We start from the raw sequence: 24530 nt of genomic DNA, 5'->3' as shown, positions 1-24530 counted from the left end.
CTTGACTTGGGCGAGGGGAGCGATCAAGTCTCCTCCCGATTTTCAGTACGGGAAAAGGCGAAGATATGACGGCGATGTCGATCGGCAAGGCATGGGAAGAAGCGGTCGCCTTCGTCGCGCGCGAACGCAGCCTGCTCTTCCCCGTCGCCCTGCTGTTCGTCGCGCTGCCCGGCCTCATCCTTCAGGAGATGACCCCGCCCGAACTCGCGACATGGCGCATGGACAAGGGCGCGATGCCCGACATCCCGGCCAGCTTCATGCTTTCGACGCTGATCGGGGTCATCATCATCTGGTTCGGCTCGCTCGCCCTCTTCGCCCTGGCGCTCAGGCCCGGCATCAGCGTCGGCGAAGCGCTGCGGCTCAGCTTCTCCCGCTTGCCCGTGCTGCTCGGCACGGCCCTGGTCGTGATCGGCGTCCTGCTTGCCATAGCCATTGTCGGCATGATGGTCGTCGTCGCCTTCTCCATGGTGGCGAAGCCCATCGCCGCTGCCCTCGTCATGCTACTGCTGGCTGGCGGCGGCGCTGTCATGCTCTTTGCCAGCGTCCGCCTTCTGCTGCTCAATCCGGTGGTGATCGACGGCAATGAGGGCGTCATGGCCTCGCTTCGACACAGCTGGGCGCTCACACGCGGCCATTTCTGGCGTCTGTTCGGCTTCCTTCTCGTACTGACGCTGCTCTCCGCCATCGTCGGGTCGGCCGCGCAGGTCATCTTCGGTCTGGTCGGCCGCCTGGTCGCCGGAGCGGAAGGCGCGCGGCTCGTTGGCGGCGTCGCGGCGGCGGTCGTCTCGACCGTGGTGCAGGTCTATATGCTCGTCATGATCGCCCGGCTCTATCGTCAGGCAGAGGCGGGCTGACCCAGCATCGACACGTGCGGCGCGGCATCGGCGCTCAATAGCCCTGTAAGCCGAGGATCGGCAAAGGTCTCGATCTCGCGCTTATAGGGGACAAATCCCGCCCGCTGATAAAAGCCGAGCGCCCCCGGGCTATCCAGCGTGCAGCTATGCACCCAAAAGCGGCTCACATCCTTGCGCCACGCCAGCGACTTGGCCTGCGCCATTACCCAAGCCCCGTACCCCTTGCCGGTCAGCCCCGGAACAAGGCCAAGGAAGCTCAACTCGCAGTCTGGCAGCGCGCGGAAATCAAGCTCCAGCAAGCCCACCTCCACGCCCCGCGGATCCGTGATCGCAAAGACCTGCACCCCCGGATCATGGATGATCGCCGTCAGTTCCGCATCGCTCATGACGAGGCGCGAAAACCAGAGCCACGGCTCCCCCACACGCCGGAACAGCGCGCGATAGGCATCCGGCGCAGGGGTCTTCCACGGCACCAGCCGCAATGGAGCGGGCGGGATCGGCGCTGGCCGGGGGCGCTCCACCATCTCCAGATAGGTCACAATCGTCGCAATCTGGTCATTGGCGACCGGCGTCAGCGGCATGGAAGTCAGCTCCAGCTCGCCATCGGCGGCAGGCTCATCAGGATCGCGTCGACATTGCCCCCGGTCTTCAGCCCGAACAGCGTGCCCCGGTCATGCACCAGGTTGAACTCCGCGTAGCGGCCACGCCATTCCAGCATCTGGGCATAATCCTCCTCGCTCCAGCTTTCGCCCATCCGCCGCCGCACGATCGGGGGAAAGGCGTTCAGGAACGCCTCGCCCACCGACCGGGTAAAGGCGAAATTCGCTTCAAATCCGGCATCATCCTCGCACTCCAGATGGTCGTAGAAGATGCCGCCGACCCCACGATGGACGCCGCGATGGGGAATGAAGAAATACTCGTCGGCCCATGCCTTGAAGCGGGGATAATAGTCCGCGTCATGCGCGTCGCACGCGTCTTTGAACGCCGCGTGGAAGCTTGCCGTGTCCTCATCCCGGGGCAGGGGGGGGTTGAGGTCCGCGCCGCCCCCAAACCAGCTTTTGGACGTGATCAGATAGCGCGTGTTCATATGCACCGCTGGGACATGCGGATTGGCCATGTGCGCAACCAGGCTGATCCCGGTCGCGAAAAAGGCCGGGTTTTCCCCCGCGCCATGGATGGTCTTGGCGAAATCGGGGGCGAACTCGCCCGAGACGGTCGACACATTCACGCCGACCTTCTCGAATATCCTGCCCTTCATCACGCCGCGAACGCCGCCGCCGCCTTCGCCCGGGGCCAGCCCCGGCGCTTCGCGATCCCATGGCGTGTAGACGAAAGAAGCATCGCTTCCCGCTTCCCGCTCGACCGCTTCGAACTCGGCGCAGATGCGGTCGCGCAGCGATTCGAACCAGTTACGGGCGGCCTGCTGCTGGGGGTTGAGGTGCAATGTCATCGCGAAATCTCGATCATTGTGGAAACTGGCCAGTCTGGCGAAGGGCTTCGGCAACCGCGATGCCCGTGGAAACGGCGATGTTCAAGGACCGGAAGCCCGCCGCCATCGGGATTCGCACGCGCAGGTCGGCCATGTCCCGCACGGCGTCCGGAACGCCCGCGCTTTCCGAACCCATCAGCAATATGTCGTTGCTTTGGAAATGCACCTCGGGAAGGGGCTGCGAAGCATGGCTGCTCATCAGCACCAGGCGGCGGCCTTCCCTGCGCCGGAATTCGTCGAACGCCTCGAAATTCGCATGGCGAGTCACGTCCGCCGCCGCGCCATAATCCATCGCGGCGCGCTTCAGCTTGGCGTCGGAAAAGGCGAATCCCATCGGCATGATGATGTCCACGGGCACGGAAAAACAGGCGGCAAGGCGCAGGATGGCGCCGACATTCCCCGCGATCTCGGGTTGGTAAAGGGCAATACGCATGCCCCGCGCATAAAGCAGCAGGGCAAATTGTCATAGCCATGGCCAAATTGCTGTTGGCAAAGAAGCTACAGTGGGTCTATCAGGCCCGCGAACCACGCCAGGGGGAAAGGCGGGGCCCATATTCCGTGGGCGCCGTGGCTCTCTTCCATAATCAGGGCCGGAAACGGCAATGCGGCGGGTATCAGGGACGTCTTTGCAAGGGTTGAGGTGCATGGCGAGCGTTGAACATACGGACAGCCAAGGTCTATCCGGCGAAGGTGGGGTGCGTCGTCGCGACTTCATCAATATCGCCGCAGTAAGCTTCGCGGGGGTCGGGGCTGTCGCCGTCGTCATTCCGCTCGTCGATCAGATGAACCCCAGCGCGGACGTGCTGGCGCTGGCATCGACCGAGGTCGATCTTTCCGCGATCCAGCCGGGTCAGGCGATCAAGACGACCTTCCGTTCGCAGCCGCTTTTCGTGCGCCATCTGACGGACAAGGAAATTGCCGAAGCCGATAAGGTCGACGTTTCCTCGCTGCGCGATCCGCAGTCGCTGGAAGAGCGTACCGTGGATGGCAAGAAGCAGTGGCTCGTCACCATGGGCGTCTGCACCCATCTGGGCTGCGTCCCGCTGGGCGCGGGCGAGGGTGAGAACAAGGGTGAATTTGGCGGCTATTTCTGCCCCTGCCATGGCTCGTCCTACGATACGGCGGCCCGCATCCGTAAGGGCCCCGCGCCCAAGAACCTGGAAGTGCCGAAGTTCAGCTTCACTTCCGACACTGCCATTCTCGTAGGCTGAGGTAAGAAACCATGAGCTTTCCCTGGGCTGAGCATTATACTCCCAAGCATCCCGCGATGCAGTGGATCGACGAGAAGCTGCCGCTTCCGCGCCTCGTCTACAACGCGATCGGCGCCGGTTATCCGGTTCCGCGCAACCTCAACTATTTCTGGAACTTCGGTGTTCTCGCCGGCCTCGCGCTGGTGATCCAGATCGTCACCGGCGTGATCATGGCCATGCATTATGGCGCGAACACGCTGGTCGCCTTCGGCACCGTTGAACAGACGATGCGTGACGTCAATGCAGGCTGGCTGATGCGCTATGCCCACGCCAACGGCGCCAGCTTCTTCTTCATCGTCGTTTATCTCCACATCTTCCGCGGCCTTTTCTACGGCTCCTACAAGGCGCCCCGCGAAATGGTCTGGCTGCTCGGCCTCGTCATCTTCCTCCTGATGATGGCGACCGCCTTCATGGGCTATGTGCTTCCCTGGGGGCAGATGTCCTATTGGGGCGCAAAGGTGATCACCGGCCTGTTCGGCGCGATCCCGGTCGTGGGCGAACCGATCCAGACCTGGCTGCTTGGCGGCTTTGCTCCTGGCAATGCGTCGCTCAACCGCTTCTTCTCGCTGCACTTCCTGCTGCCCTTCGTGATCGCGGGTGTCATCATCCTGCACATCTGGGCGCTGCACATTCCGGGTTCATCGAACCCGACCGGCGTGGAAGTGAAGGGTCCGCAGGACACCGTTCCCTTCCATCCCTATTACACGGCGAAGGACGGGTTTGGGGTCGGCGTATTCCTGATCCTCTTCTCGATCCTGCTGTTCTTCGCACCGAACTATCTCGGCCACCCGGACAACTATATCGAAGCGAACCCGCTCTCGACGCCTGCGCACATCGTTCCTGAATGGTATTTCTGGCCCTTCTACGCGATCCTGCGCGCTTTCACCGTGGACTTCTTCTTCGTCCCCGCGAAGCTGCTGGGCGTGCTGGCGATGTTCAGCGCCATCCTTATGCTCTTCTTCCTGCCCTGGCTGGATACCTCGCCGGTGCGTTCGGGCAACTATCGCCCGACCTTCAGGAAGTTCTTCTGGATCCTGATCATCGACGTGCTGATCCTGGGCTATTGCGGCGGTGCTCCGGCGGAAGAACCCTATGTGATGATCTCCCAGATTGCGGGCGCTTACTATTTCGCTCACTTCCTGATCATCCTGCCGCTGATCTCGCGCTTTGAACGGCCGCTGCCGCTGCCGGGCTCGATCACGGAATCGGTGCTCAACCGTCATAACATCAAGGGCGAACAGGACGCGCTTCCCGGCATGGGCGCAGATCCGCAGCCGTCGAACGCCGGCTAAGAGGGGACAAGATCAACATGGTTCGCATCGGCGCATTTCTCGTCGGCCTCTTCTTTGCTGGCTGGCTGCTGATCTCCTTCCTGGTGGGCGCGGTGGCCTATGTCTCCGAACCGCCTGCCAAGACGGTGGAGCATGAATTCCACAAGCATCCCAAGCATGTGGATTTCTCCTTCAACGGTCCGCTCGGCAAGTTCGATCAGGCTCAGCTGCAGCGCGGCTTCCAGGTCTACAAGGAAGTCTGCTCGGCCTGCCACAGCCTGAAGTTCGTGGCCTTCCGCGATCTCGCGGGCATTGGCTACAACGAGGCGGAGATCAAGGCGATCGCCAAGCAGTGGGCGATCAAGACGCCTGACGTCGATCCCAAGACGGGTGAGATGTCGACGCGTGAGCCCGTTCCGGCGGATTATTTCCCCAAGCCCTTCGCGAACAATGTCGCGGCGGCGGCGGCGAACAACAATGCGATCCCGCCGGATCTCTCGCTCATGACCAAGGCACGTCACGACGGCTCTGCCTATGTCTACTCGCTGATCACCGGCTATCAGAAGCAACCGGCTGAACTGCTCAAGCACTTCCCGGATGCCAAGACGCCGGAGGGCCTGCACTACAACCCCTACTTCGCCAACCTGAACCTTGCCATGGCGCCGCCGCTGACGGCTGATGGCCAGGTGACCTATGGTGACGGCACCAAGGCGAGCGTTGACCAGATGGCCAAGGACGTCGCGGCGTTCCTCACCTGGACGGCGGAACCGAAGCTCGAAAACCGCCGCCGCGCGGGTCTGGCAACCATCGTCTTCCTGCTGATCGCGACGGCTCTGGCCTATATGTCCTACCAGAATATCTGGGCCGACAAGAAGAAGGCCGCCTGAGCGCCGCTCGGCCGAAGGAATGAATAGGGAAGGGGCGCGGCGTCGAGTGACACCGCGCCCCTTTTTCATTGGGAGTAGCCATGGATATCGATGAACTCGCCGCGCTGGTCCGGACCATTCCCGACTTCCCCAAGCCGGGCATCCTGTTTCGCGATATCACGACGCTGCTGGCCAATGCTCAAGGCTTCTCCGCGCTCGTCAGCAGACTTGCCGCGATCGCGCGTCCGCTGAACGCTGACATCGTCGTCGGCATAGAGGCTCGCGGCTTCGTCCTCGGTGCAGCGCTCGCCCATGCGCTGGGCCTCGGCTTCGTGCCCATCCGCAAGCCGGGCAAGCTCCCCGGCAAGACGGTCGGCATCGACTATGTGCTTGAATATGGGACGGACCGTCTCGAATTGCATGAAGGACAGATAGGGCAGGGCACCCGGGTCCTCCTGGTCGATGACCTGATCGCTACCGGCGGCACCGCTCTCGCCGCCGCCCAGCTCCTCCGCGAACAAGGCGCCACCCTGCTCCTCGCCCTCTTCGCGATCGACCTCCCCGACCTTGGCGGCCGCGCCGCCCTCGAAGCCGACGGCGTCGCCACCGCCGCCCTCCTCAAATTTCCCGGCAATTAACGGTTTTCTTCATGCATTTTCCCTCCGGCCTGCCAAATTGCGAAATAATCGCCGGAAATCGCGTCCTCTTCATCATGGCGATCGAGGACGAATATGGCCCGCATCTGCGCTCCCGCTTCACACCGCTGATGACCGGTGTCGGCCCGATCGAAGCTGCCGTTACGACCAGCCTCGCGCTTCAGCACCTCCACCAGCAGGACTCTCTGCCCCACCTCGCCGTCTCCCTCGGATCAGCCGGGTCCCGCACCTGCCAGTTGGGAGAGATCTATCAAGTCGCCAGCGTGTCCTGGCGAGACATGGACGCTTCCCGCCTCGGCTTTGCCAAGGGCGTGACGCCGTTCATAGATCACCCCGTCGATCTGCCGTTGCACACGCCCCTCGACCTCCCCACCGCGCGCCTTTCAACCGGCGCAAATATCGTTGGGGGCGAGGAATATGCGCTGATAGACGCGGAAATGGTCGACATGGAAAGCTTCGCGATTGCCCGGGCCTGCCAGCGCTTCGCTGTCCCGCTCATGGGCCTGCGCGGCATATCGGATGGACCTGGCGAACTGAACGACATGCTGGGCTGGACGAAGCTCCTTGCGCTTCTCGATGAGAAATTATCCCACGCCGTCGATATGCTCGTTGCCCACTTGAACTCTCGAAACCTGTCGCCCTGAATAGAAGCGACGCCAGGCGAAGCAGAGCCGCACTTGCAACTCTGCTCCTTTCTCAGTCCGCCATGGGTAACGCTAGTTTTTCTGCTGTGCGGCGAGTTGCTTCGCGCGAGTGGCAGCCGCATCGGCAGCATTCACGACACCATCCTTGTCATCATCCTGCTCGGCAAAAGCACGGGTGCCAGAGGCGTCATATTCCGCCCGGCTCATCCTGGTGTCCTTGTCCTTGTCCAGCACGCCGAAGCGAACTTTGGCCTGACGCATCTGCCGCTGCCGCTCTTCTGCCTTCTTCTCCTCGCTACGGTCCGATGCCGCGAGTTGCTGCTCGAGACGGGTCTGATATTCCCCGACATATTCGTCTTCGGACAACCACCCATCACCATTTGCATCCGTCGCCTTGAAGCGAGCAGTCCGGACGGCGTCGAACTCAGCGCGGGTGACCTGCCCGTCATGATCGGCATCATAATCGTGGATGAAGGCCGATCCTTCATGCGGAGCGGCGAACGCCGTGCCCGATGCTGCGAGCAGGGCGGCGGTCAGGAAGATCCGAATTTTCATATCATATCCTCTAGCTGAAAAAGGGTCAGGCCGCGTCGAAGGCCAAAGTGTAGGTGTAGCTGCGATAGGGCGTTTCTGACCCCGCCGGAGCGGCGGCGCGATGGCGTACAAGTATCAGATAGGTCCCAGCATCTTGCGGTCTCAGGACGAAGCGGCCATCCAATTCGCTCTTCACCTGAGCGGCCACCTTGCGCCCATCATACAGGCCAGCGCTGCGGAACAGGGCGATGTCCGCGCCAGCCAGCGGCTCGCCATCGAAGAGCAGCGTGAAGCTCGCATCTGTTCCAGCGACGATCGCATTGGGATGAGACATGGCCTGGATTTCGAGGGCCTTGCCAGTCGGCTTCAGCGCCACCTGGGTAGGCTGGCCGCGTGTGACATAGGCTTCGGCCAACGTCATGCTCTGCACGTCGACCTCCGCAGCGCCAGCAGGCGGCTCGCTACCCTCGCCGCGCATTTTCCAGTCATTCCCGGCCTTGAACATCTTGCCCTTGCGTCCGGCGCGAAGGCCGCTCGTCACCCGGTAAGTCCCGTCCGCAGGGATCGCCGCTTCGAACATGCTGATGTCGCGCAAATGCGCGACGGGGCCGATCGCAAGTTGCTTTCCATTCGGTCCTATCAAGTGGAAGGGCGCGTCACGCATGGCAACTTCAGGCAAAAAGGCATCCTCAGCAAACGCCGACTGAACGGTAACATGGTCAGCCTTGCCCAGATCGAACTGGGTGGGCAGCACGTAAGGCATGTGCGCCTGGGCAGTGGAAGCACCCAAGATGATCGGAAGCCATGCGGCAGAATGAAGTCGCGACAATTTCATCAAAATCCCCTTTCGATTTCCTGATATATCTAATGCGACTCACTTGCAATATCATTCATTGTTGGTTAGCCGAGCGCCGTTCGGGGCCCTTGATGTCCCATCGAGATGCAAAAGGGGGTAAGATGATGAAGACCAAGGCAAAGCTTCTGATGGGCGCCGTGCTGATCGCCGTGCCCGCCGAGCTTTGGGCGCAGCAGGCAGCCGATGCGCCTGAAACAACGCGCATGACCCTGGACCGCATGGTCATATCCGCAGGGGCAGAAAAGGTGGCCATCGACACGCCCCAAGCCGTCAGCACGCTCGATCAGGACGATATTGATCAAGCCCAGGCGATGACGATCGGCGATCTGCTGGAAGATATGCCGGGCGTTAACGTGCAGGGCGGCGTCGGCCAACTGGGGCAGGGCTTCAACATCCGCGGCATGGGCACGGCCGTGGGGGACTCCGATAATCGGATATTGCTCAATGTCGATGGCGTCACCAAATTCTACGAGCAATATCGCATGGGCGCGTTGTTCACCGAGCCCGAGCTTTACAAGCGGGTCGAAGTCCTGCGCGGCCCGGCCTCCTCGACCCTTTACGGGGCTGGCGCGCTGGCGGGCGTCGTCAATTTCACGACAAAGGATGCGTCCGATTTCCTGACCGGCGGAGATTCGCTGGCCGTCCGCCTGAAGGCCGCGACCGACACCAACGCGCAGGCGCATACCCTGTCGGGCATCGTAGCCGCGCAGCCGGTTGAGGGCGTCGAACTGCTGGGCAGCTATAATTACCGCCGCAGCGATGATTACCGGGGCGGCAATGGCGACATCGTCGCTGCATCCGCAACGCTATCGGACAGTTGGCTGGCAAAGGGCCGCGTTTCCATCGGCGGCAACCGGAACCACGCCATCTGGGCCAGCTACCAGGATTGGATCAGTGACGCGCCGCAGGTCTACGACCAGGTTTCGGCGGCTACCGGAAACAGCCTGATGCGGCGCCGCGTTCACGATAAGACGGCGGTGCTAGGCTATGTGAACGATTTCGACGGCAGCAAGATCTTCAATGTCGAGGCGCAGATCGCCTATTCGCTGTCGAAGGTGCACCAGACCGAAACGGCATTCCTTGGACCGTTGGCCTATTCGGACTTTTCCTACGAAAGCTGGCAGGCAAAGCTGCAGAACAGCAGCCGTTTCGACATGGGCGGCGACTGGACGGCCTTCCTCATTGCCGGTGGCCAGTGGAGTATCCAGGAGCGGCGCAATCCGCGCGTGGCCCTGAACGGTACGGTGACGCCGGGTGGGGGCACCCATCCGGAAGGTGACATGAGCCGTTACGGGCTGTTCGGCCAGCTGGAGATCGTCTGGTCCGACAAGCTGACCATCATGCCCGGCGTTCGCATCGACTGGACAGACCTTAAGCCTGGCGACACGGTCGTCGGTGGCACAACTTTGACGCGGCGAGTGAAAGACAGCGGTGTCTCGCCCAAGCTTGCCGCATTGTACAATGTCACCCCATGGTTCGGGCTGTTCGGGTCTGCCGCACGCACGGTACGAATGCCCAATGTGGATGAGGTCTTCACGCGGTCCGCGACGCGGCCCGACAACCCGAATCTGCGGCCTGAGAAGTCCGACAATTATGAGGTCGGCTTCACCCTGTCCTTCGATGATGCGTTGGGACGTGGAGACCGGTTCCGCGCGAAGACCACCCTGTTCCAGAACGACGTGAAGGACCTGATCGTCAACATCGCCGCCCCGGCGGGAACGCCCTATTTCCAGAATATCAACCGATCGCGTTTCAAGGGGCTGGAGGTCGAGGCAGAATATGGCGCGGGTGGCTTTTTCGTGCGGGCCAATGCTTCCTTTATCGACGGCAAGGATCGCCTGACGGCAAACTATCTCAACACCATTCCTGCCAATGACTATCGCCTGACGCTGGGCTACGCCGATTCGGCAACGGGCCTTTCGGGCGGTTGGACGGGCGAGTTCGCCGAACGGCAGGACAAGGTGACGACAGGCGTCTTTTCTTCTGCCGGATCGGGCCTGCCGACCCCAGGCTATAGTGTCCACAACCTCTTCTTCGCGTTCAAGCCACGGAGCGGCGCGGCGAAGGGATTCGAGTTCCGCGTCGCCGTGGATAATCTGTTCGACAAGCAATATCGCCGCCACTTGTCCGCCTTGGCGGCCGAAGGACAGAGCTTCAAGTTCAGCGTTGCGAACACATTCTGACGATGATGGGGCGGGCGGTTCCATCCTTCCGCATTAGCGGTCCGCCAGCGGCTTCCCTGCTGGTGAACGGATTGCTGATCGCGGCGCTGCTGAACCTGGGAATGGGGCAGGCGGTGCGACGGCAGGAATCGCCTGCGCTGACGGTCTTTTCGCTGGCGCAGCTGAAGGGGGTTGAACAAGGGGCGGAGGAAAGGGAGGCGGCTTCCGCAGGCTCCTCTCAAACCGCTGAGCAGAGGCCGGTAGTTCGGCCGCCGATTTCCTCGCCTGTGGTGCAGCCCTTGAGGATTGATCAGCCACCGCCGTCTACCCTCGTGCCGATCGCACATGTCGTGTCAGTCGCAAGCCAGGTCATGACTGCACCGAATGCATCGGGGGCTGAGGGGGCTGCGGCCTTGCCTGCCACATCTTCGCTTCCCCCGCGCGGCGTGGCAGATGGCGCAGATATCAAGGCGCCGCCGGGCACCAGCCGGAGCTACGCCGCGAAGGTTCGATCCTGGCTCTACGCTCATAAAATTTACCCCCGCCGCGCTCGTATGCGACGCGAGGAAGGGCAAGTGCAGGTTCGATTCATCCTGGATCGCGCCGGGACCTTGCTGGAAGGCGCGATCATCAGGGGCTCGGGCAATCCGGTTCTCGATGAGGAAGCCAGAGCGATGCTGCAGCGTGCGTCCCCCTATCCCCGCGCCCCGGCAGAGCTCCCTGGCGAGCGTATCGAATTCAGCGCGCCGATCGAATTTATACTGCCCGCATGAAGGCGCCTGCCGCGCCACCACGGGCAGGGCGGCTGCCAAAACGGACACTTGGCATTTCCACTCCCAGCTATGCGCTAGAGGCATAGGTCGGCGCGATCTTAGTCGGTTGTGCCTTGTGCACATTGCTTTTCATATGGTGCAAACGGATGCCCAGCCAAACGTAATCGAACGGGAAGGGGAAGACATGGACCTGCACCTTGAAGGAAAGACAGTCGTCATTACTGGCGGCACCCGTGGCATCGGCCGGGCGACAGCCGAGCTATTTGCAGCCGAGGGAGCGAAGGTCGGGATCTGTGCGCGCAATGCCGATCATGTTGCGGCCGCTCTCAAAAAGCTTGAGGCGTACGGCGTTCCAGCCTTCGGAGCGCCGGTCGATATTACCGATGGTTCGGCACTGCGGGCATTTATCCATGAGGGTGCCGAGGCGCTGGACGGTATCGACATGTATATCGCGAACGCCAGCAGCATCGCTTCCGGCAATGGGGAAGCGGAATGGCGATTGGCGTTCGAATCGGATGTGATCGGCGCGATTGCCGCTGCCGAAGTGGTGATCCCCTATCTGGAGGCTGCGGCCGCCGCAAAGGGGGATGCCTCATTCCTGACCATATCTTCGATGGCGTCCACCCAAGTCGGAGGACCTGACGCCTACTCGGCGATGAAGGCCGCACTGACCAACCTGACAAAGGGATTTGCACGCCAATATGCGCCCAAGAAGGTCCGCTTCAACACCATCTCCCCAGGCATGATCTATGACGAAGACGGCAGCGTCGGCCGCCTGCGCGCGGAACGGCCTGACTATTTCAACGCGATGCTGGCATTACATCCCACCGGCCGGATGGGAGTACCCGACGAAGTCGCCGCGACGGCCCTCTTCCTGTCCAGCCCCCGGTCGAGCTTCACCACCGGCGCGAACTTCGTCATCGACGGCTCGATGTTCACCCGCGTGAATTATTAGCGCGTCCAGCGTTGAAGGGGTTCGCGGATCAAGCTCGCACCTCGTCGCGATGTTGATGCTGCGACAAAAGATATCTGCTGACACTAGATAGACCTTAAGTGCTCTCTCCCCCTTCGGCATGCTTGCCCTCGCTGATCTCCTCGATTAGCTTCGCGCAGAAGGCGGGGAGGTCTTTCGGATTGCGGCTCGTCACCAATCCCTTGTCTACGACGACCTCCTGATCGATCCATGTTCCACCGGCGTTGCGGATATCGGTCTGGAGTGTCGGGAAGGAGGTAAGCGTCCGTCCCTTGACGACATCCGCCTCAACCAGTGTCCAGGGTGCGTGGCAGATTGCGGCGACAGGCTTGGATTGATCGAAGAATGCGCGCACGAACGCGACGACCTCCTTCGACCCCCGCAGCTTGTCAGCGCCTACCGATCCGCCGGGAATGACCAGTGCGTCGAAATCTTTGGCGGAAACCTCGCCGATCGCCTTGTCGACAGGAAAGGTTGCCCCGGGGTCGAGATCATTGTTGACCGCCTGCGCCTCGCCCGCTTCCAGGCTGATCACCGTGACTGTGCCCCCCGCTTGCTCCACCGCTGCCTTCGGCTGCATAAATTCCGGCTCTTCCGTCCCGCGCGGCGCAATGAGAATGGCGATCTTCTTGCCTTCGAGTGTCATCGGTGGATTCCCTTCATATGATCGCGTTTCAGCGCTCTTGAACGGTTGAGTTTTCGGTTAGTGCCGCGGTTATTTCAGATTGCGGGAACCGGCGCCTCATCCCAGGCGATTTCCGTCCATGAACCTTGAAACCTCGCCGATCGTCCCCGATGACAACGAAAATGGCGCGATTGTGGACGCGCGAGAAGCTGCGGAAGTGGCTGGGCTCGTTTACACAAGCGATGAAGAAGAGGGCGTCAGGCGGATCAAACGAGGGAAGGGGTTCCAATATCGCCGGGCGGATGGAAGTGCGGTTCGCGATGCGGAAACCCTCGCGCGCATTCGCAAGCTTGCTATTCCGCCAGCCTACACCGACGTCTGGATATGCGCGGACGCCAATGGTCACCTTCAGGCGACGGGCAGGGATGCTAAAGGCCGTAAACAATATCGCTATCATCAAAAATTCCGCGAAATTCGTGACAGCACCAAATATGAGCATTTGCTGGAATTTGCCGCTGCCCTGCCCAGGATCAGAGCTAAGGTGGAAGAGCATCTGAGTTTGAGAGGCATGCCACGCGAGAAAGTCCTCGCCGCTGTCGTCCGCCTGCTTGAGACAACAATGATCCGCGTAGGAAATGCTGATTATGCCAAACAGAACAAGAGTTATGGACTGACGACGTTGCGCGATCGGCATGTCGATGTGAATGGATCTGAAATGCGTTTCCGGTTCAAGGGCAAGAGTGGGAAGCAATGGCGGCTGACCCTGCGCGACCGTCGTATCGCGAAGATCGTCAAGAACAGCCAGGACCTGCCAGGTCAGCACCTTTTTCAATATATCGATGATGCGGGCGAGCAGCGGGAGGTGACCTCCGGCGATATAAATGGCTATTTGAAGGAAATCTCCGGGCGCGACGTCACCGCCAAGGATTTCCGGACGTGGAGCGGCACGGTGCTCGCAGCGCTGGCGCTTGCTGAACTTGAGAAGGTCGACAGCCAGGCGGCGGCAAAGCGAAACATTCGGGCCGCCATCGAGACGGTGGCGGCTCGGCTCGGCAACACGCCGACGGTCTGCCGAAAATGCTACATCCATCCGGAGATATTCGACAGTTATCTGAACGACGCCCTGATCCTGGAGGCGCGGGAGGAGGTAGAGAAAGAATTGCGCGGAGACCTGACACAGCTTTCACCCGAAGAGACCCTGGTTCTCTCGTTTCTCCAGCGCAAACTCTCACCAAAGGATGGAGAGGGGAGAGCCTGAGGTGAACAGGCTCGCTCCTGGGAGGTAGTGACTATGAGCAATCCTCCGGGGCGCGAGCCGGAAGCAGCGGTGACAGTTCCGCCGCCTCAGCCACCTAATCTTTCCGAAGCATTGAAGCGGAACATCGCCGCCCTGGAAGCGCGCCGCCGCGGCGAAGAGCAAAGAGCAAGCATCCAGGAAAAGGCTGCTGAAGCGATAACGCGATTCACCGGCAGCATGCGCTTCGTATACCTCCACATGCTGCTGTTCGGCGCATGGGTGGCGATCAACCTTGGCGTGATTCCTGGCGTGAAGCCATTCGACCCGACCTTCGTCATTCTCGCGACCTGGGCATCGGTCGAAGCCATATTCCTGTCGACATTTGTATTGATCAGCCAGAACCGAGCGGCAGCTGCGGCGGACAAACGAGCTGACCTCGACCTTCAGATCAGCCTGTTGGCTGAGCATGAGATCACCAAGCTCGTGCAGCTGAACTTAGAGGTGGCACAGCATCTGGGAATCAGAAAAGCCGGCGATCCGGTGCTGGACGACATCGCTCGAGACGTAGCGCCGGAGGCCGTCCTGGATGAGATTGAGCAGCAGGACCGGAGGTCAGAGTCCTAGTCCCGCCTCCCTCAGGCAAACAAAAACCCCGCCAAATCATTGATTTGACGGGGTTTTCGATGGTGGGCGTGGCAAGGATTGAACTTGCGACCCCTGCGATGTCAACACAGTGCTCTACCACTGAGCTACACGCCCACGGGAGTTGCGCCAATAGCGGCGGGTGGTGGGGTGTGCAAGCGGGAAATTCGCTTAAAAGCTAATTCTCTGGACAGAGGGAGTGCAGCCCATATTGTGCGGGGAAACAGGGGGCGGCCGGGCGCGCATGAAGGACATCCACAACGTAGCGGGCGGAGCGACTACGCCGCTGCCCTTTTACCGCCAGCTTTACGTGCAGGTGCTCGCCGCCATCGCGACCGGAGTCCTCATCGGGCATTTCCTGCCCCAGACGGGCGTCGCGCTCCAGCCACTCGGCGATGCCTTCATCAAACTGGTGAAGATGATCATCGCCCCGGTCATCTTCCTCACCATCGTGACCGGTATCGCGGGCATGAAGGAATTGGGCGCGATCGGCAGGGTGGCGGCAAAGGCCTTCGCCTATTTCCTCACCTTTTCCACCCTCGCGCTGATCCTGGGCTTGATCGTCGCGAACGTCGTGCATCCGGGCGCTGGCCTCAATATCGACCCGGCGAGCCTCGATGCGGGCAAGGTCGCCGAATATCAGCAGCAGGCGCATGACCGGACGCTCACCGGTTTCCTGATGGACATCATCCCTGCCACGCTGATTTCGGCCGTCGCGGATGGCCACAACATCCTGCAAGTATTGTTCGTCGCCATATTGTTCGGCATCGCCCTGACCCTGATCGGCGATAAGGCGGAGCCGCTGATGCAGGTGCTGGACTCCGCCAGCCACGCCATTTTCAAGCTGGTGTCGATCCTCATGAAGGCCGCCCCCATCGGCGCCCTCGGCGCGATGGCCTTCACCATCGGCAAATATGGCGTGGGCGCGCTTGCGAACCTCGCGGAACTGGTCGCGACCTTCTATCTCACCTCACTCTTGTTCGTTCTGGTCGTGCTCGGGCTGGTGGCGAGGCTCGTCGGTTTCAATATCCTGCACCTCATCCGCTACCTGAAGGCGGAGCTGCTGCTCGTGCTCGGCACCTCTTCATCGGAAGCCGCGCTGCCCAGCCTTATCGAGAAGATGGAGCGGGCAGGGTGCCGCAAGTCGGTCGTCGGACTGGTGGTCCCGACAGGGTACAGCTTCAACCTTGACGGCACGAACATCTACATGACGCTGGCGGCGCTGTTCATAGCGCAAGCGACCAATGTCGATCTGAGCATAGGTGACCAGATCCTGCTGTTGCTGGTCGCGATGCTGTCCAGCAAGGGCGCGGCGGGCGTCACTGGCGCGGGCTTCATCACGCTCGCCGCCACGCTCTCCATCGTCCCGTCCGTACCGGTCGCGGGCATGACCCTGATCCTCGGCATCGACCGGTTCATGAGCGAATGCCGCAGCCTTACCAATTTCATCGGCAATGCGGTCGCCACAGTGGTCGTGTCCGCATGGGAGAGGGGCCTTGACCGGGAGCGGTTCGCTGCTGCCATGGCAGGAGAAGCGCTGCCGCCGACCCCCGATATGGAAGAAGTCGTCCCCGGCTAAATGGCTTTCAGTTCAGCCCGCTCATGCTGCTGCTGCCGAACATACGGTCGATCTCCAGCACCAGGTCGCGCAGGTGGAAGGGCTTCGATAGCACCTTGGCCTGCGGCACCGCTTTCCCGGCCTTCAGCGTCACGGCGGCAAAGCCGGTGATGAACATGATCCGCATGTCCGGCGCAACCGTGGCCGCATGCTGGGCAAGCTCGATCCCGTCCATTTCGGGCATGACGATATCGGTCAGCAGCAGGTCGAACTGATCCGTTTCGATATATGGCACCGCCTGCGCGCCGGTCTCGACGGCCACCACCTCATATCCCGACCGCTCAAGCGCGCGGGCGAGGTAGGTGCGCATGCTGTCATCATCTTCGGCCAGCAGAATTCGAACCATGGCTCGGGTCAGTCTCGTCTCTGGCCGGTCTCGGCCGATCTCGTGCGGCACCCCTCGCGGGTGGCGCTGCCAGTCATTATATGCGACAACCAACATATATATCCAGCCGGGTAACCATTTTTGCCGCGCCCTGTGGAAGGAGATGATTTGAGCTATTCCGCACCGCGCGCTCCGGCCGAATCCTTGACTTCGCATGATCTCTACGGACCGGACCGGCCGATCGCCCCGGTGGTTATTTCGGTGCCCCATGCCGGGCGAGCCTATGACCCGGCCTTGTTGAACAGCGCCAGAGTCGCGCCAGACGTGCTGCGGCGGCTGGAGGATCGCTGGGCGGACTTGCTCGCCCATCCCTTGATCGAACGCGGCTATCATGTGCTGGTGGCGCGCGCGCCTCGGGCGATGATCGACCTTAATCGGCATGAGCGGGAAATCGATCCCGCGATGGTAACGGGCCTGCCCCGTGACGCTGCTCTTCAAGGCAGCGCGAAGCTGCGCGGCGGCCTGGGCCTGCTGCCCCGCCGGCTGCCGGGGGCATATGAATTGTGGCAGCGGCCTGTCGGGTGGGAGGAGGTGCGCCGCCGCATCGACACGATCCACCGCCCATATCACGCCACCCTGACCCGCTTGATGCGATCCGCGCGAGAGGCGCATGGCCATGCCGTGCTGATCGATCTCCATTCCATGCCGCCGCTTCCCGCAGCTGCCGCCGGGCAACCTGCGCCCACCGCGGTGCTGGGCGATCGCTTCGGCCGTGCGGCATCAGCGCGGCTGATGACGCTGGCGGCCGACGTGCTGGAAGGGCATGGGCTGACGGTGGCGCAGAACCATCCCTATGCGGGCGACCATATGATCGAACGCCATGGACAGCCGGGCCATGACTTCTACGCCATGCAGGTGGAGATTGACCGCAGCCTCTATCTGGACGCCGCCTTGGACAATCCCGGCCCCGGCCTGCCAGGGATTCAGACGGCTATCGGTTCGTTGGTCGATGCGATCGCCTGCGAAGCGCCACGCGCCGCCTATCCGCTCGCCGCTGAATAGCCGTCCATGCAAAAGGCCGGGGCGTTATATGCACCCCGGCCTCTCCTTTGCTTGGCTCTCTAAACGCGCGTCATTCCAGATGCTGGTCAGGCAGCGCGTGCGTCGGCCTTGAACCCCAAAGCGCGTAGAAGAGGATGTACAGTTCGCAGGCAGCCGTCAGCAGGAAGCTGTTCTGCAGACCGTAATTGTCGGCAAGCCATCCCTGCACGACCACCAGCGAGCCGCCAGCGATCGCCATGATCAGCAGTCCGGAACCTTCCTCGGTCAACGGCCCCAGGCCGCGAATGCCAAGGGTGAAGATGGTCGGGAACATGATCGAATGGCCAAGGCCCACCAGGATCAGCGCCCACATTGCGACGGGTCCGTGGCTGAACACCGCGACAAGCATCACGATGAACGACCCTGTGGCAAAGGCTGCCAACACCTTGCCCGCGTCCACCTTCTGCATGATCGCCGACCCTACGAACCGGCCAACCATCATGCCGCCCCACAGGAAGCTCAGGTAGCGGCCAGCCTGTTCATGAGTCAGATTGGCGATGTCCGGCTGGCTGACGAAGTTCACGAACAGGTTGGCGACGCCGATTTCCGCAATCAGGTAGATGAAGATGGCAGGGATGCCGAAGACCAGATTGCGATGCGACCAGAGTGAGTGCTTCTTCCGTTCCTCCTTGGCCAACCGGGCGGTCGATGATCCCATCGCGGGAAGGGGGAAGCGGGCAATGACGATCGCCAGCACCACCAACACGACGGCAACCAACCCATAGGGCAGGATCACGGATTGAGCATCCGCCAGCCGTTCTGCCGGAGTCAGCACGACATCCGCGCTCGACGTGCCGCCCTTTGAACGGCCAAGGATCAGATAGGCACCGAACAGCGGCGCCAGCATCGTCCCGGCCGAATTCATCGCCTGCACCAGATTAAGGCGCGAAGATGCGGTTTCAGGCTTGCCGACCACCGCCACATAGGGGTTGGCCGCCACCTGAAGCAGCGTGATGCCGCTCGCGATGATGAACAGCATGGTCAATGTGACGCCATAGGATGGCAGGCTGGCCGCCAGCATCATGCCGAGCGCCCCCGCCGCCATGATCAGCAGGCCGATCACCAGCGACTTCTGGTATCCGACACGTTCGATCAGCTTGGCCGAAGGAATCGACGCGACGAAATAGGCGATGAACCATACGGACTCGATCAACGTTGTCTGCGTATAGTTCAGCTCGAACACGCTGCGCAGGTGCGGCAACAACGTGTTGTTGATGACGGTGATGAAGCCCCACATGAAGAACAGGCTCGCCAGCAGCGTCAGTGCAGGCCCGTACCGGGTGGCGGGATGGTCGCCCGCAGTCAGAGTGGCTGATGATGAGGGAGGTGCAGGCATTCATCTTCTCCAACAGGGGCCAACAGGCTTGTGCTGCTTCTATTTGTCCGAGTATATAGCTGCCCGTCGGGCGTCAATATACCCCGGCGGCAGGGGGATCGTATGCAGAGGGGCTGGATCAGCCATGCTTTTCGAACATCATCGTCCTATTGTTTCGCGTGTCTGATGGCAAGCACGTCAGCACTGGCGGCTGAAGCCAGCCGCGCTCCCGCAGGCCAGCTTCCTGACGGCACGGCCATAGAAGCGATCACCCTTTCCAACGGGCACGGCGTGTCGGCCCGCATCCTCACTTACGGCGCGACATTGCAGTCGCTGTCTGGCCCCGATCGGGACGGCAAGCAGGCTGACGTGCTGCTCGGCTATGACGATCTGGCGGGCTATCTGGCGCGACCCGACTTTTTCGGCGTGACGGTCGGCCGCTATGCCAACCGGATCGGACGCGGCCAATTCTCTTTGGACGGCCAAAGCTACCAGCTGCCCCTGAATGACAAGGGCAATACGCTGCACGGCGGCGGCAAAGGGTTTGACAAACAGGTCTGGAAGGTCGTGTCGGTCCGCAGCGAACCGCGCGCGGAAGTCGTGCTGTCCTACAGCAGCCCGGATGGCGAGGCGGGCTATCCCGGCCAGCTCGACACCCGGATCAGCTATGCACTGGACGAAAGCGGCGGCCTGACCATCAGTTTCGAAGCGCAGGCGAGCAAGCCGACCATCGTCAACCTCACCAACCACGCCGTCTTCAACCTGGCGGGCGAAGGCGCACCGGGCGGCGCCCTCGGTCATCTGCTGACGATACCGGCCAAGGCTTATACGCCCGTCGACGCGGGACTTATCCCCACTGGCGAGATCAGGCCGGTCGCGGGAACGCCGTTCGACTTCCGCTCGCCTCGCCGCGTGGATGATGCCGTGCGCGACGGCGCCGATCGGCAGATCAGTTTCGGGCGCGGCTATGATCATAATTGGGTGCTGGACAAGGGGCGGACCGCAACGCCGGAGCTGGCTGCGCGTCTTGAGGACCCCGCGTCAGGCCGTGTGCTGGAGGTGCTGACCACGGAGCCCGGACTTCAATTCTATTCCGGCAATTTTCTCGACGGGACATTCCTTGGCAAAAATGATCATCTCTATCGCATGGGCGACGGCTTCGCGCTTGAGCCGCAGAATTTTCCGGACGCGCCCAATCACCCGGGCTTTCCCTCGGCCCGGGTCGATCCCGGCAAGCCCTATCGCCACGTCATGATCTATCGCCTTTCGGTAAAGCGCTGAACCATGGCGCAGTGGCAACTCATCAAGCGCGACATTCGCGACAAGCTGGGCGAGGGGACGCTCTGGTCCGCGCGCGACAATGCGGTCTATTGGACCGACATCATCGCCCCCGCGCTCAATCGCCTCTCCCTGACCGATGGCAGCATCGACCGTTGGGCGATGCCGGAGCCGATCGGCTGGGTTGCCGAGCGGCAGGGCGGCGGCTTCATTGCTGGCCTGCAAAGCGGTTTTGCGCGGCTTTCCTTTGATCCGCTCACGCTTGAGCCGTTCGGCGATCCTGAACAGCATCTGCCCGGCAACCGCATGAACGACGGCAAGGCTGATGCGGACGGGCGCATCTGGTGCGGCACGATGGACATGGCGGAGGCGGAGGACAGCGGCGCCTTCTACCGGCTGGACCCGGACGGCCGCTGGACGCAGATGGACAGCGGCTATCGCGTGCCCAACGGGCCTGCCTTTTCGCCCTGCGGCAACTGGCTTTATCATACCGACAGCGCGCGCCGCACCGTCTACCGCTTCTCCCGTACCGAAGGCGGCGGCCTGTCCGCGCGCGAGGTCTTCATCCGGTTTGGCGACCGAGACGGTTATCCCGACGGCATGACGGTGGACACCGACGGGCATATCTGGATCGCGCATTGGGGCGGCAGCCGCATCAGCCGTTTCACGCCCGACGGCAAGCTCGACCGCGCCATCGCCTTGCCAGCGCAGCAGGTGACGAACATCTGCTTTGCAGGTGCCGGGCTGGATCGCATGTTCGTGAGTTCGGCGGCTGTCGGATTGCCGGACAGTGACTATGACGGCGGCTTGTTCGAGGTCGATGCCGGTGTGAAGGGTATGCCGACGCCGCTTTATGCAGGCTAAGCCGGAGGCGGCGCGGAACTTTCCCGCGGCACCAGCTCGAAATCGAACTGGGGCGCCTTTGCGGGCCGGTTGATCAGCGCGTCGATGACCGCTGCTCCCATCTGCGCCAACGGCTGGCGCACGGTCGTGAGCGGCGGCCAGGCGGTGAGGCTAGCGGGCGTGTCGTCGAAGCCGACCACGGAAAGGTCTTGCGGGACCCGCAAGCCCCGCTGCCGCGCCAGTTGCAGAACGCCCAGTGCCATGTCGTCATTGGTCGCGAAGATCGCGGTCGGCGGCTCGGCCAGCCCCAGCAATGTCTCGCCCGCAGCGATGCCAGACGGATAGTCGAACCCGCCTTCAACGAACAACTCCGCCTCCTCCGCCAGCCCTGCCGCGGCCAGTCCTTCGCGAAACCCGTCGACCCGGTGCGTCGCAGCCTCATGGGCAGGCGGCGGCGTGATGACGCCGATCCTGCGGTGGCCAAGGCCTAGCAGATGATCGGCCACCATCCGCCCCGCCTCCCATTCCGGGGTCACGATATTCAGGCTCTGCGCCCCGTTCGGCCCCGCGATCCGCGCGCAGGGCAACTTCTTCTCCGCCAGCCATTCCAGCACGGCGGGATCGTCGGACAGCGGCGGCGCCAGGAACACGCCATCTGGGCGCAGCGCGGCCGCCAGCCCCTCAAGAATGTCGAACCGCTCCTCGCCCGCCAGCGGGATCAGCTCGACCACCAGATGATAGCCCAGTTCGCGGCACCGGTTGACCGCGCCCGCCTGGATGCCGCTGATATAGCTTGCGACGGGATTGTTGTAGAGAAAGGCGATCATGAACGACCGCCCGCCTGCCAGCCGCCGCGCGGACTGGTTCGGCCGATAGTCCAGTTGCTGTATCGCCGCCGCCACCCGCTCGCGCAGCTGTTCGCTGACATTGGGCGCCTTGTTGACGACCCGAGACACGGTCTTGATGGAAACGCCAGCCAGCGCGGCTACGTCATGGATGCTGGCCATGAAAACCCCGGACCGCGCCCGCTCTGATATGAACACCCCATGTCATCGCCACCGCATTGGCATGGAAAGCCCACGCAAAACAAGACCGCGGCTTTTTAAGGGCCGAAAGGAAAAAGGACTTGATCGATCCGCCCAACGCTTTAAGGAAGACAGCGTTGTCATACCTGATGGCAATAAGGTCATCCCGGACAGCTGCAGGCTAACTGCACGAGCATGTGGTTGTCCGGGATGCGCTTTCCCACTCAGGGATCGGCATTCCCATCTTTCCAGCCATGCGCGCCGATCAGCGGCACGAACCGCACGGCCTCCAGCACCGTCAGATCGAACTCCTCCTCGTCCTTGCGGATCAGGCGCACAAGCTGCTGTTCGCCGCCATCCCCGACCGGCATCACCAACCGTCCGCCGATCGCCAGCTGTTCGCGCAGCGGCGGCGGCACGCCCGGACCTCCAGCCGCCACCAATATGGCGTCGAAGGGCGCCTTCTCCGCCCATCCTGCGGTCCCGTCGCCCAAGCCGATCGACACATTGTCATAGCCAAGCGCCTTCATCCGGCCCTCCGCCAGCGCGGCCAGTTCGGCGATACGCTCGACCGCGAAGACATGCGCGGCAATGCGGCTCATGACCGCCGCCGCATAGCCGGAGCCCGCACCCACCTCCAGCACCCGATTCTCCGGACTGATCGCCCCTGCCTCTATCATCCGCGCGACGATATAGGGCTGCGAAATGGTCTGGCCCGCCTCGACCGGCAAGGGCCTGTCCTCATAGGCCAGGCTTCGGACATCTTCCGGAACGAAGCGCTCGCGCGGCACGGCCCGCATCGCAGCCCACAGCCGGGGATCACCCACGCCCCGGCGGATGATCTGCTGCTCGACCATCATCTGGCGCAGGCGCGCGCAATCCGCCATCCCGCCTCCTGACCGCTCCTGCGAGCCGCCGACTCACGCCCGCCGTTCGACGAAGATCATAACCTCTAATGACCTTCCAAGCGCCCGCCATTGTGCGCCAACGCCTTAACCTCGTTTAGCCAACTTCCACGCGGCGGGGTGGTCGGCGTTCAAAAACAAGGCGCTATGATAGGCTCTGCATTTTCCCCAAGTATCGGACACGGCCTGGGCTCAAGATCCTCTACACCAGCGGTTACACCCGCGAAATTTTCCTGCGCGACGGAAAGCTGGACCCGAACATCGCGCTGCTCGCAAAGCCCTTCACGCTCCAGGAATGGGCAAGCCGCATTAGGGACTTGATCGATCAAAGCTGATAAGATCCACATCGACATCACACTGTAAACAGCGTCACCTCATTCCGTCATCCCAGCGAAAGCTGGGATCTCAGGCCACACGGCACAACACCCCCTGAGATCCCAGCTTCCGCCAGGATGACGGTAGATACGGACACTCGGACTGCATCCACATTCGGCCCGCTATTCCAACCGGCCCAATTAAGAACCCGCCACCGGCTCCAAAAGCGCAATATCCATATCCGCCAGCGCCAGCCGTAACAGCTCACTCATCGCCGCTCGCGCACCCTCCGCATCGCCCGCCGCAATCGCGTCGAACACCGCCCGATGATCGGCGAAGGGATCACGCGGGGGTGACTTCCTGCGCTGCTTGAATGTCGTGGTCCAACTGACCGCCGCCCCAACCGAACTTGCCAGCGCAGCCAGCGCGTCATTTTGCGTCGCGGCGAGGATGGCGTGGTGGAAACGCTGGTCGGCGGCGCGTCCTTCTTCCGTCGACAGTCCATGGCCGCGCATTTGCGCAAGCGCCTGCTCCATCGCCAAAAGCTGCGAACCGGTGCGCCGCCGTGCCGCCAATTCCGCCGCTGCCGGTTCTATGACGCCGCGCAGTTCGAACAGGTCCCGGACGAAGGCCGCGTCCGGCTCCCCGGCGAACATCCAGGCAAGCATTTCGGGGTCCAGCACGTTCCAGCGGCTGCGCGGCAGGACGCGCGTCCCCGCCTTGGGGCGGCTTTCCAGCATGCCCTTGGCCACCAGTATGCGCACTGCCTCCCGATAGGCGGTGCGGGACACGCGCAGCCGTTCGGCCGCCTCTATCTCGCCTTCGAAGACATCGCCCGGCTTGTGGATTCCGGCCACGATCGCGGTGCCGAGCTGCCGGGCGATCGCCTGGTGGATGCGAAGCCCGCCTTCCTCACTGCCGAACTTTCGTTCCGCCGGATGCCGGTCTTCCTTGCCCAAGCTCTATTCCCCCG

General features: G+C 62.3%; 26 protein-coding genes and 1 tRNA gene. 15 read left to right on the top strand and 12 right to left on the bottom strand.

The genetic code is table 11. The features are described 5' to 3' along the window. Positions 1 to 65 precede the first annotated feature (65 nt). Positions 66 to 854 (top strand): glycerophosphoryl diester phosphodiesterase membrane domain-containing protein, encoded by a 789-nt coding sequence (locus tag SPHS8_RS06350; protein WP_201514713.1) that lies wholly within the window; start codon positions 66 to 68, stop codon positions 852 to 854. Here SPHS8_RS06350 and SPHS8_RS06345 read toward each other — a convergent pair. From SPHS8_RS06345 to SPHS8_RS06335, 3 genes are read right to left on the bottom strand one after another with little or no spacing between them, the layout of a single operon-like run. Continuing rightward, positions 836 to 1435, bottom strand: a complete 600-nt coding sequence (locus tag SPHS8_RS06345) for a GNAT family N-acetyltransferase (RefSeq protein WP_201514712.1) — start codon at positions 1433 to 1435, stop codon at positions 836 to 838. The two genes, SPHS8_RS06350 and SPHS8_RS06345, sit on opposite strands and share 19 nt — an antisense overlap. A gap of 5 nt (positions 1436 to 1440) precedes the next feature. Continuing rightward, complete coding sequence (gene hemF, locus SPHS8_RS06340) at positions 1441 to 2304, bottom strand: oxygen-dependent coproporphyrinogen oxidase (protein WP_201514711.1); 864 nt, start codon at positions 2302 to 2304, stop codon at positions 1441 to 1443. A gap of 13 nt (positions 2305 to 2317) precedes the next feature. Next, positions 2318 to 2776 (bottom strand): tRNA (cytidine(34)-2'-O)-methyltransferase, encoded by a 459-nt coding sequence (locus tag SPHS8_RS06335; RefSeq protein WP_201514710.1) that lies wholly within the window; start codon positions 2774 to 2776, stop codon positions 2318 to 2320. A 211-nt stretch (positions 2777 to 2987) separates the two neighbouring features. Between SPHS8_RS06335 and petA the strand changes: the two genes are divergently transcribed. The 5 genes from petA (at position 2988) to SPHS8_RS06310 (ending at position 7030) form a co-directional block, all read left to right on the top strand. After that, the gene (gene petA / locus SPHS8_RS06330; RefSeq protein ID WP_201514709.1) at positions 2988 to 3554 is read left to right on the top strand and encodes a ubiquinol-cytochrome c reductase iron-sulfur subunit; all 567 of its coding nucleotides are present in this window, start codon (positions 2988 to 2990) and stop codon (positions 3552 to 3554) included. Between the two features lie 11 nt (positions 3555 to 3565). Further along, the gene (locus SPHS8_RS06325; protein ID WP_097092130.1) at positions 3566 to 4885 is read left to right on the top strand and encodes a cytochrome b; all 1320 of its coding nucleotides are present in this window, start codon (positions 3566 to 3568) and stop codon (positions 4883 to 4885) included. A 17-nt stretch (positions 4886 to 4902) separates the two neighbouring features. Further along, the gene (locus SPHS8_RS06320) at positions 4903 to 5751 is read left to right on the top strand and encodes a cytochrome c1 (protein WP_201514708.1); all 849 of its coding nucleotides are present in this window, start codon (positions 4903 to 4905) and stop codon (positions 5749 to 5751) included. Positions 5752 to 5831: 80 nt separating this feature from the next. Further along, positions 5832 to 6368, top strand: a complete 537-nt coding sequence (locus SPHS8_RS06315) for an adenine phosphoribosyltransferase (RefSeq protein ID WP_201514707.1) — start codon at positions 5832 to 5834, stop codon at positions 6366 to 6368. Between the two features lie 11 nt (positions 6369 to 6379). Next, the gene (locus SPHS8_RS06310; protein ID WP_201514706.1) at positions 6380 to 7030 is read left to right on the top strand and encodes a 5'-methylthioadenosine/S-adenosylhomocysteine nucleosidase; all 651 of its coding nucleotides are present in this window, start codon (positions 6380 to 6382) and stop codon (positions 7028 to 7030) included. Positions 7031 to 7102: 72 nt separating this feature from the next. On the opposite strand, the gene SPHS8_RS06305 is transcribed toward SPHS8_RS06310, so the two are convergent. Next, the gene (locus SPHS8_RS06305; protein ID WP_201514705.1) at positions 7103 to 7585 is read right to left on the bottom strand and encodes a hypothetical protein; all 483 of its coding nucleotides are present in this window, start codon (positions 7583 to 7585) and stop codon (positions 7103 to 7105) included. Positions 7586 to 7610: 25 nt separating this feature from the next. Beyond that, entirely contained in the window at positions 7611 to 8327 is a 717-nt protein-coding gene (locus tag SPHS8_RS06300) for a DUF4198 domain-containing protein (RefSeq protein WP_236574986.1), read from the bottom strand. Positions 8328 to 8521: 194 nt separating this feature from the next. On the opposite strand from SPHS8_RS06300, the gene SPHS8_RS06295 reads away from it, so the two are divergent. From SPHS8_RS06295 to SPHS8_RS06285, 3 genes are all read left to right on the top strand, one after another. Beyond that, positions 8522 to 10603, top strand: coding sequence for a TonB-dependent receptor domain-containing protein (locus SPHS8_RS06295; protein ID WP_201514704.1), 2082 nt, complete (start codon positions 8522 to 8524; stop codon positions 10601 to 10603). 2 nt (positions 10604 to 10605) lie between these two features. After that, on the top strand, positions 10606 to 11355 hold the full coding sequence (locus tag SPHS8_RS06290) for an energy transducer TonB (protein WP_236574985.1): 750 nt from the start codon (positions 10606 to 10608) through the stop codon (positions 11353 to 11355). A gap of 184 nt (positions 11356 to 11539) precedes the next feature. Further along, entirely contained in the window at positions 11540 to 12310 is a 771-nt protein-coding gene (locus SPHS8_RS06285; RefSeq protein WP_201514703.1) for an SDR family NAD(P)-dependent oxidoreductase, read from the top strand. Positions 12311 to 12404: 94 nt separating this feature from the next. Here SPHS8_RS06285 and SPHS8_RS06280 read toward each other — a convergent pair whose 3' ends face one another. Further along, entirely contained in the window at positions 12405 to 12974 is a 570-nt protein-coding gene (locus SPHS8_RS06280) for a type 1 glutamine amidotransferase domain-containing protein (protein WP_201514702.1), read from the bottom strand. Positions 12975 to 13092: 118 nt separating this feature from the next. Here SPHS8_RS06280 and SPHS8_RS06275 point away from each other — a divergent pair, with 118 nt between their 5' ends. Together SPHS8_RS06275 and SPHS8_RS06270 are read left to right on the top strand one after the other, a co-directional pair. Then, complete coding sequence (locus SPHS8_RS06275) at positions 13093 to 14211, top strand: DNA topoisomerase IB (protein ID WP_097092122.1); 1119 nt, start codon at positions 13093 to 13095, stop codon at positions 14209 to 14211. A 111-nt stretch (positions 14212 to 14322) separates the two neighbouring features. Beyond that, a complete protein-coding gene (locus tag SPHS8_RS06270) occupies positions 14323 to 14814 on the top strand; it encodes a DUF1003 domain-containing protein (RefSeq protein ID WP_236574983.1) in 492 nt (163 codons plus the stop codon). Positions 14815 to 14874: 60 nt separating this feature from the next. Here SPHS8_RS06270 and SPHS8_RS06265 read toward each other — a convergent pair. After that, a tRNA-Val gene (locus tag SPHS8_RS06265) sits at positions 14875 to 14949 on the bottom strand. Between the two features lie 127 nt (positions 14950 to 15076). Here SPHS8_RS06265 and SPHS8_RS06260 point away from each other — a divergent pair. Continuing rightward, on the top strand, positions 15077 to 16411 hold the full coding sequence (locus SPHS8_RS06260) for a dicarboxylate/amino acid:cation symporter (protein ID WP_201514700.1): 1335 nt from the start codon (positions 15077 to 15079) through the stop codon (positions 16409 to 16411). Positions 16412 to 16418: 7 nt separating this feature from the next. Here the strand turns inward: SPHS8_RS06260 and cpdR are convergent, their stop codons facing one another. Next, a complete protein-coding gene (gene cpdR, locus SPHS8_RS06255; RefSeq protein WP_097092082.1) occupies positions 16419 to 16796 on the bottom strand; it encodes a cell cycle two-component system response regulator CpdR in 378 nt (125 codons plus the stop codon). 147 nt (positions 16797 to 16943) lie between these two features. Here cpdR and SPHS8_RS06250 point away from each other — a divergent pair, with 147 nt between their 5' ends. Then, the gene (locus SPHS8_RS06250; protein WP_201514699.1) at positions 16944 to 17837 is read left to right on the top strand and encodes an N-formylglutamate amidohydrolase; all 894 of its coding nucleotides are present in this window, start codon (positions 16944 to 16946) and stop codon (positions 17835 to 17837) included. Between the two features lie 70 nt (positions 17838 to 17907). On the opposite strand, the gene SPHS8_RS06245 is transcribed toward SPHS8_RS06250, so the two are convergent. Beyond that, a complete protein-coding gene (locus SPHS8_RS06245; protein WP_097092081.1) occupies positions 17908 to 19212 on the bottom strand; it encodes a sugar MFS transporter in 1305 nt (434 codons plus the stop codon). Positions 19213 to 19377: 165 nt separating this feature from the next. Between SPHS8_RS06245 and SPHS8_RS06240 the strand changes: the two genes are divergently transcribed. Next, complete coding sequence (locus SPHS8_RS06240; protein WP_201514698.1) at positions 19378 to 20472, top strand: aldose epimerase family protein; 1095 nt, start codon at positions 19378 to 19380, stop codon at positions 20470 to 20472. A gap of 3 nt (positions 20473 to 20475) precedes the next feature. Next, the gene (locus SPHS8_RS06235; RefSeq protein WP_201514697.1) at positions 20476 to 21333 is read left to right on the top strand and encodes an SMP-30/gluconolactonase/LRE family protein; all 858 of its coding nucleotides are present in this window, start codon (positions 20476 to 20478) and stop codon (positions 21331 to 21333) included. On the opposite strand, the gene SPHS8_RS06230 is transcribed toward SPHS8_RS06235, so the two are convergent. The 3 genes from SPHS8_RS06230 to SPHS8_RS06220 form a co-directional block, all read right to left on the bottom strand. Next, on the bottom strand, positions 21330 to 22319 hold the full coding sequence (locus SPHS8_RS06230) for a LacI family DNA-binding transcriptional regulator (protein ID WP_201514696.1): 990 nt from the start codon (positions 22317 to 22319) through the stop codon (positions 21330 to 21332). The genes SPHS8_RS06235 and SPHS8_RS06230 overlap by 4 nt on opposite strands. Positions 22320 to 22561: 242 nt before the next feature. Continuing rightward, on the bottom strand, positions 22562 to 23224 hold the full coding sequence (locus SPHS8_RS06225; protein WP_236574981.1) for a protein-L-isoaspartate(D-aspartate) O-methyltransferase: 663 nt from the start codon (positions 23222 to 23224) through the stop codon (positions 22562 to 22564). A 533-nt stretch (positions 23225 to 23757) separates the two neighbouring features. After that, positions 23758 to 24516: a FadR/GntR family transcriptional regulator gene (locus tag SPHS8_RS06220; protein WP_201514695.1), complete on the bottom strand. Its 759-nt coding sequence runs from the start codon at positions 24514 to 24516 to the stop codon at positions 23758 to 23760. Between the last annotated feature and the right edge of the window lie 14 nt (positions 24517 to 24530).

This window comes from Sphingobium sp. S6, from assembly GCF_905120495.1.
Lineage (GTDB): Bacteria > Pseudomonadota > Alphaproteobacteria > Sphingomonadales > Sphingomonadaceae > Sphingobium > Sphingobium agri.
The sequence above is the reverse complement of the archived record's forward strand: the minus strand, read 5'-3'. Positions and strand labels throughout refer to the sequence as shown.

Bases quoted from the DNA above. Each gene is read 5' to 3' on its own strand.
- SPHS8_RS06230 (WP_201514696.1), bottom strand. From the start codon at position 22,319: ATGGCCAGCATCCATGACGTAGCCGCGCTGGCTGGCGTTTCCATCAAG.
- SPHS8_RS06280 (WP_201514702.1), bottom strand. From the start codon at position 12,974: ATGACACTCGAAGGCAAGAAGATCGCCATTCTCATTGCGCCGCGCGGG.
- SPHS8_RS06325 (WP_097092130.1), top strand. From the start codon at position 3,566: ATGAGCTTTCCCTGGGCTGAGCATTATACTCCCAAGCATCCCGCGATG.
- SPHS8_RS06275 (WP_097092122.1), top strand. From the start codon at position 13,093: ATGAACCTTGAAACCTCGCCGATCGTCCCCGATGACAACGAAAATGGC.
- SPHS8_RS06345 (WP_201514712.1), bottom strand. From the start codon at position 1,435: ATGCCGCTGACGCCGGTCGCCAATGACCAGATTGCGACGATTGTGACC.
- SPHS8_RS06350 (WP_201514713.1), top strand. From the start codon at position 66: ATGACGGCGATGTCGATCGGCAAGGCATGGGAAGAAGCGGTCGCCTTC.
- SPHS8_RS06235 (WP_201514697.1), top strand. From the start codon at position 20,476: ATGGCGCAGTGGCAACTCATCAAGCGCGACATTCGCGACAAGCTGGGC.
- petA (WP_201514709.1), top strand. From the start codon at position 2,988: ATGGCGAGCGTTGAACATACGGACAGCCAAGGTCTATCCGGCGAAGGT.
- SPHS8_RS06240 (WP_201514698.1), top strand. From the start codon at position 19,378: ATGGCAAGCACGTCAGCACTGGCGGCTGAAGCCAGCCGCGCTCCCGCA.
- SPHS8_RS06320 (WP_201514708.1), top strand. From the start codon at position 4,903: ATGGTTCGCATCGGCGCATTTCTCGTCGGCCTCTTCTTTGCTGGCTGG.
- SPHS8_RS06305 (WP_201514705.1), bottom strand. From the start codon at position 7,585: ATGAAAATTCGGATCTTCCTGACCGCCGCCCTGCTCGCAGCATCGGGC.
- SPHS8_RS06310 (WP_201514706.1), top strand. From the start codon at position 6,380: ATGCATTTTCCCTCCGGCCTGCCAAATTGCGAAATAATCGCCGGAAAT.
- cpdR (WP_097092082.1), bottom strand. From the start codon at position 16,796: ATGGTTCGAATTCTGCTGGCCGAAGATGATGACAGCATGCGCACCTAC.
- SPHS8_RS06245 (WP_097092081.1), bottom strand. From the start codon at position 19,212: ATGCCTGCACCTCCCTCATCATCAGCCACTCTGACTGCGGGCGACCAT.
- SPHS8_RS06300 (WP_236574986.1), bottom strand. From the start codon at position 8,327: ATGCCTTACGTGCTGCCCACCCAGTTCGATCTGGGCAAGGCTGACCAT.
- SPHS8_RS06295 (WP_201514704.1), top strand. From the start codon at position 8,522: ATGATGAAGACCAAGGCAAAGCTTCTGATGGGCGCCGTGCTGATCGCC.
- SPHS8_RS06335 (WP_201514710.1), bottom strand. From the start codon at position 2,776: ATGCGTATTGCCCTTTACCAACCCGAGATCGCGGGGAATGTCGGCGCC.
- SPHS8_RS06290 (WP_236574985.1), top strand. From the start codon at position 10,606: ATGATGGGGCGGGCGGTTCCATCCTTCCGCATTAGCGGTCCGCCAGCG.
- SPHS8_RS06315 (WP_201514707.1), top strand. From the start codon at position 5,832: ATGGATATCGATGAACTCGCCGCGCTGGTCCGGACCATTCCCGACTTC.
- SPHS8_RS06285 (WP_201514703.1), top strand. From the start codon at position 11,540: ATGGACCTGCACCTTGAAGGAAAGACAGTCGTCATTACTGGCGGCACC.
- SPHS8_RS06260 (WP_201514700.1), top strand. From the start codon at position 15,077: ATGAAGGACATCCACAACGTAGCGGGCGGAGCGACTACGCCGCTGCCC.
- SPHS8_RS06225 (WP_236574981.1), bottom strand. From the start codon at position 23,224: ATGGCGGATTGCGCGCGCCTGCGCCAGATGATGGTCGAGCAGCAGATC.
- hemF (WP_201514711.1), bottom strand. From the start codon at position 2,304: ATGACATTGCACCTCAACCCCCAGCAGCAGGCCGCCCGTAACTGGTTC.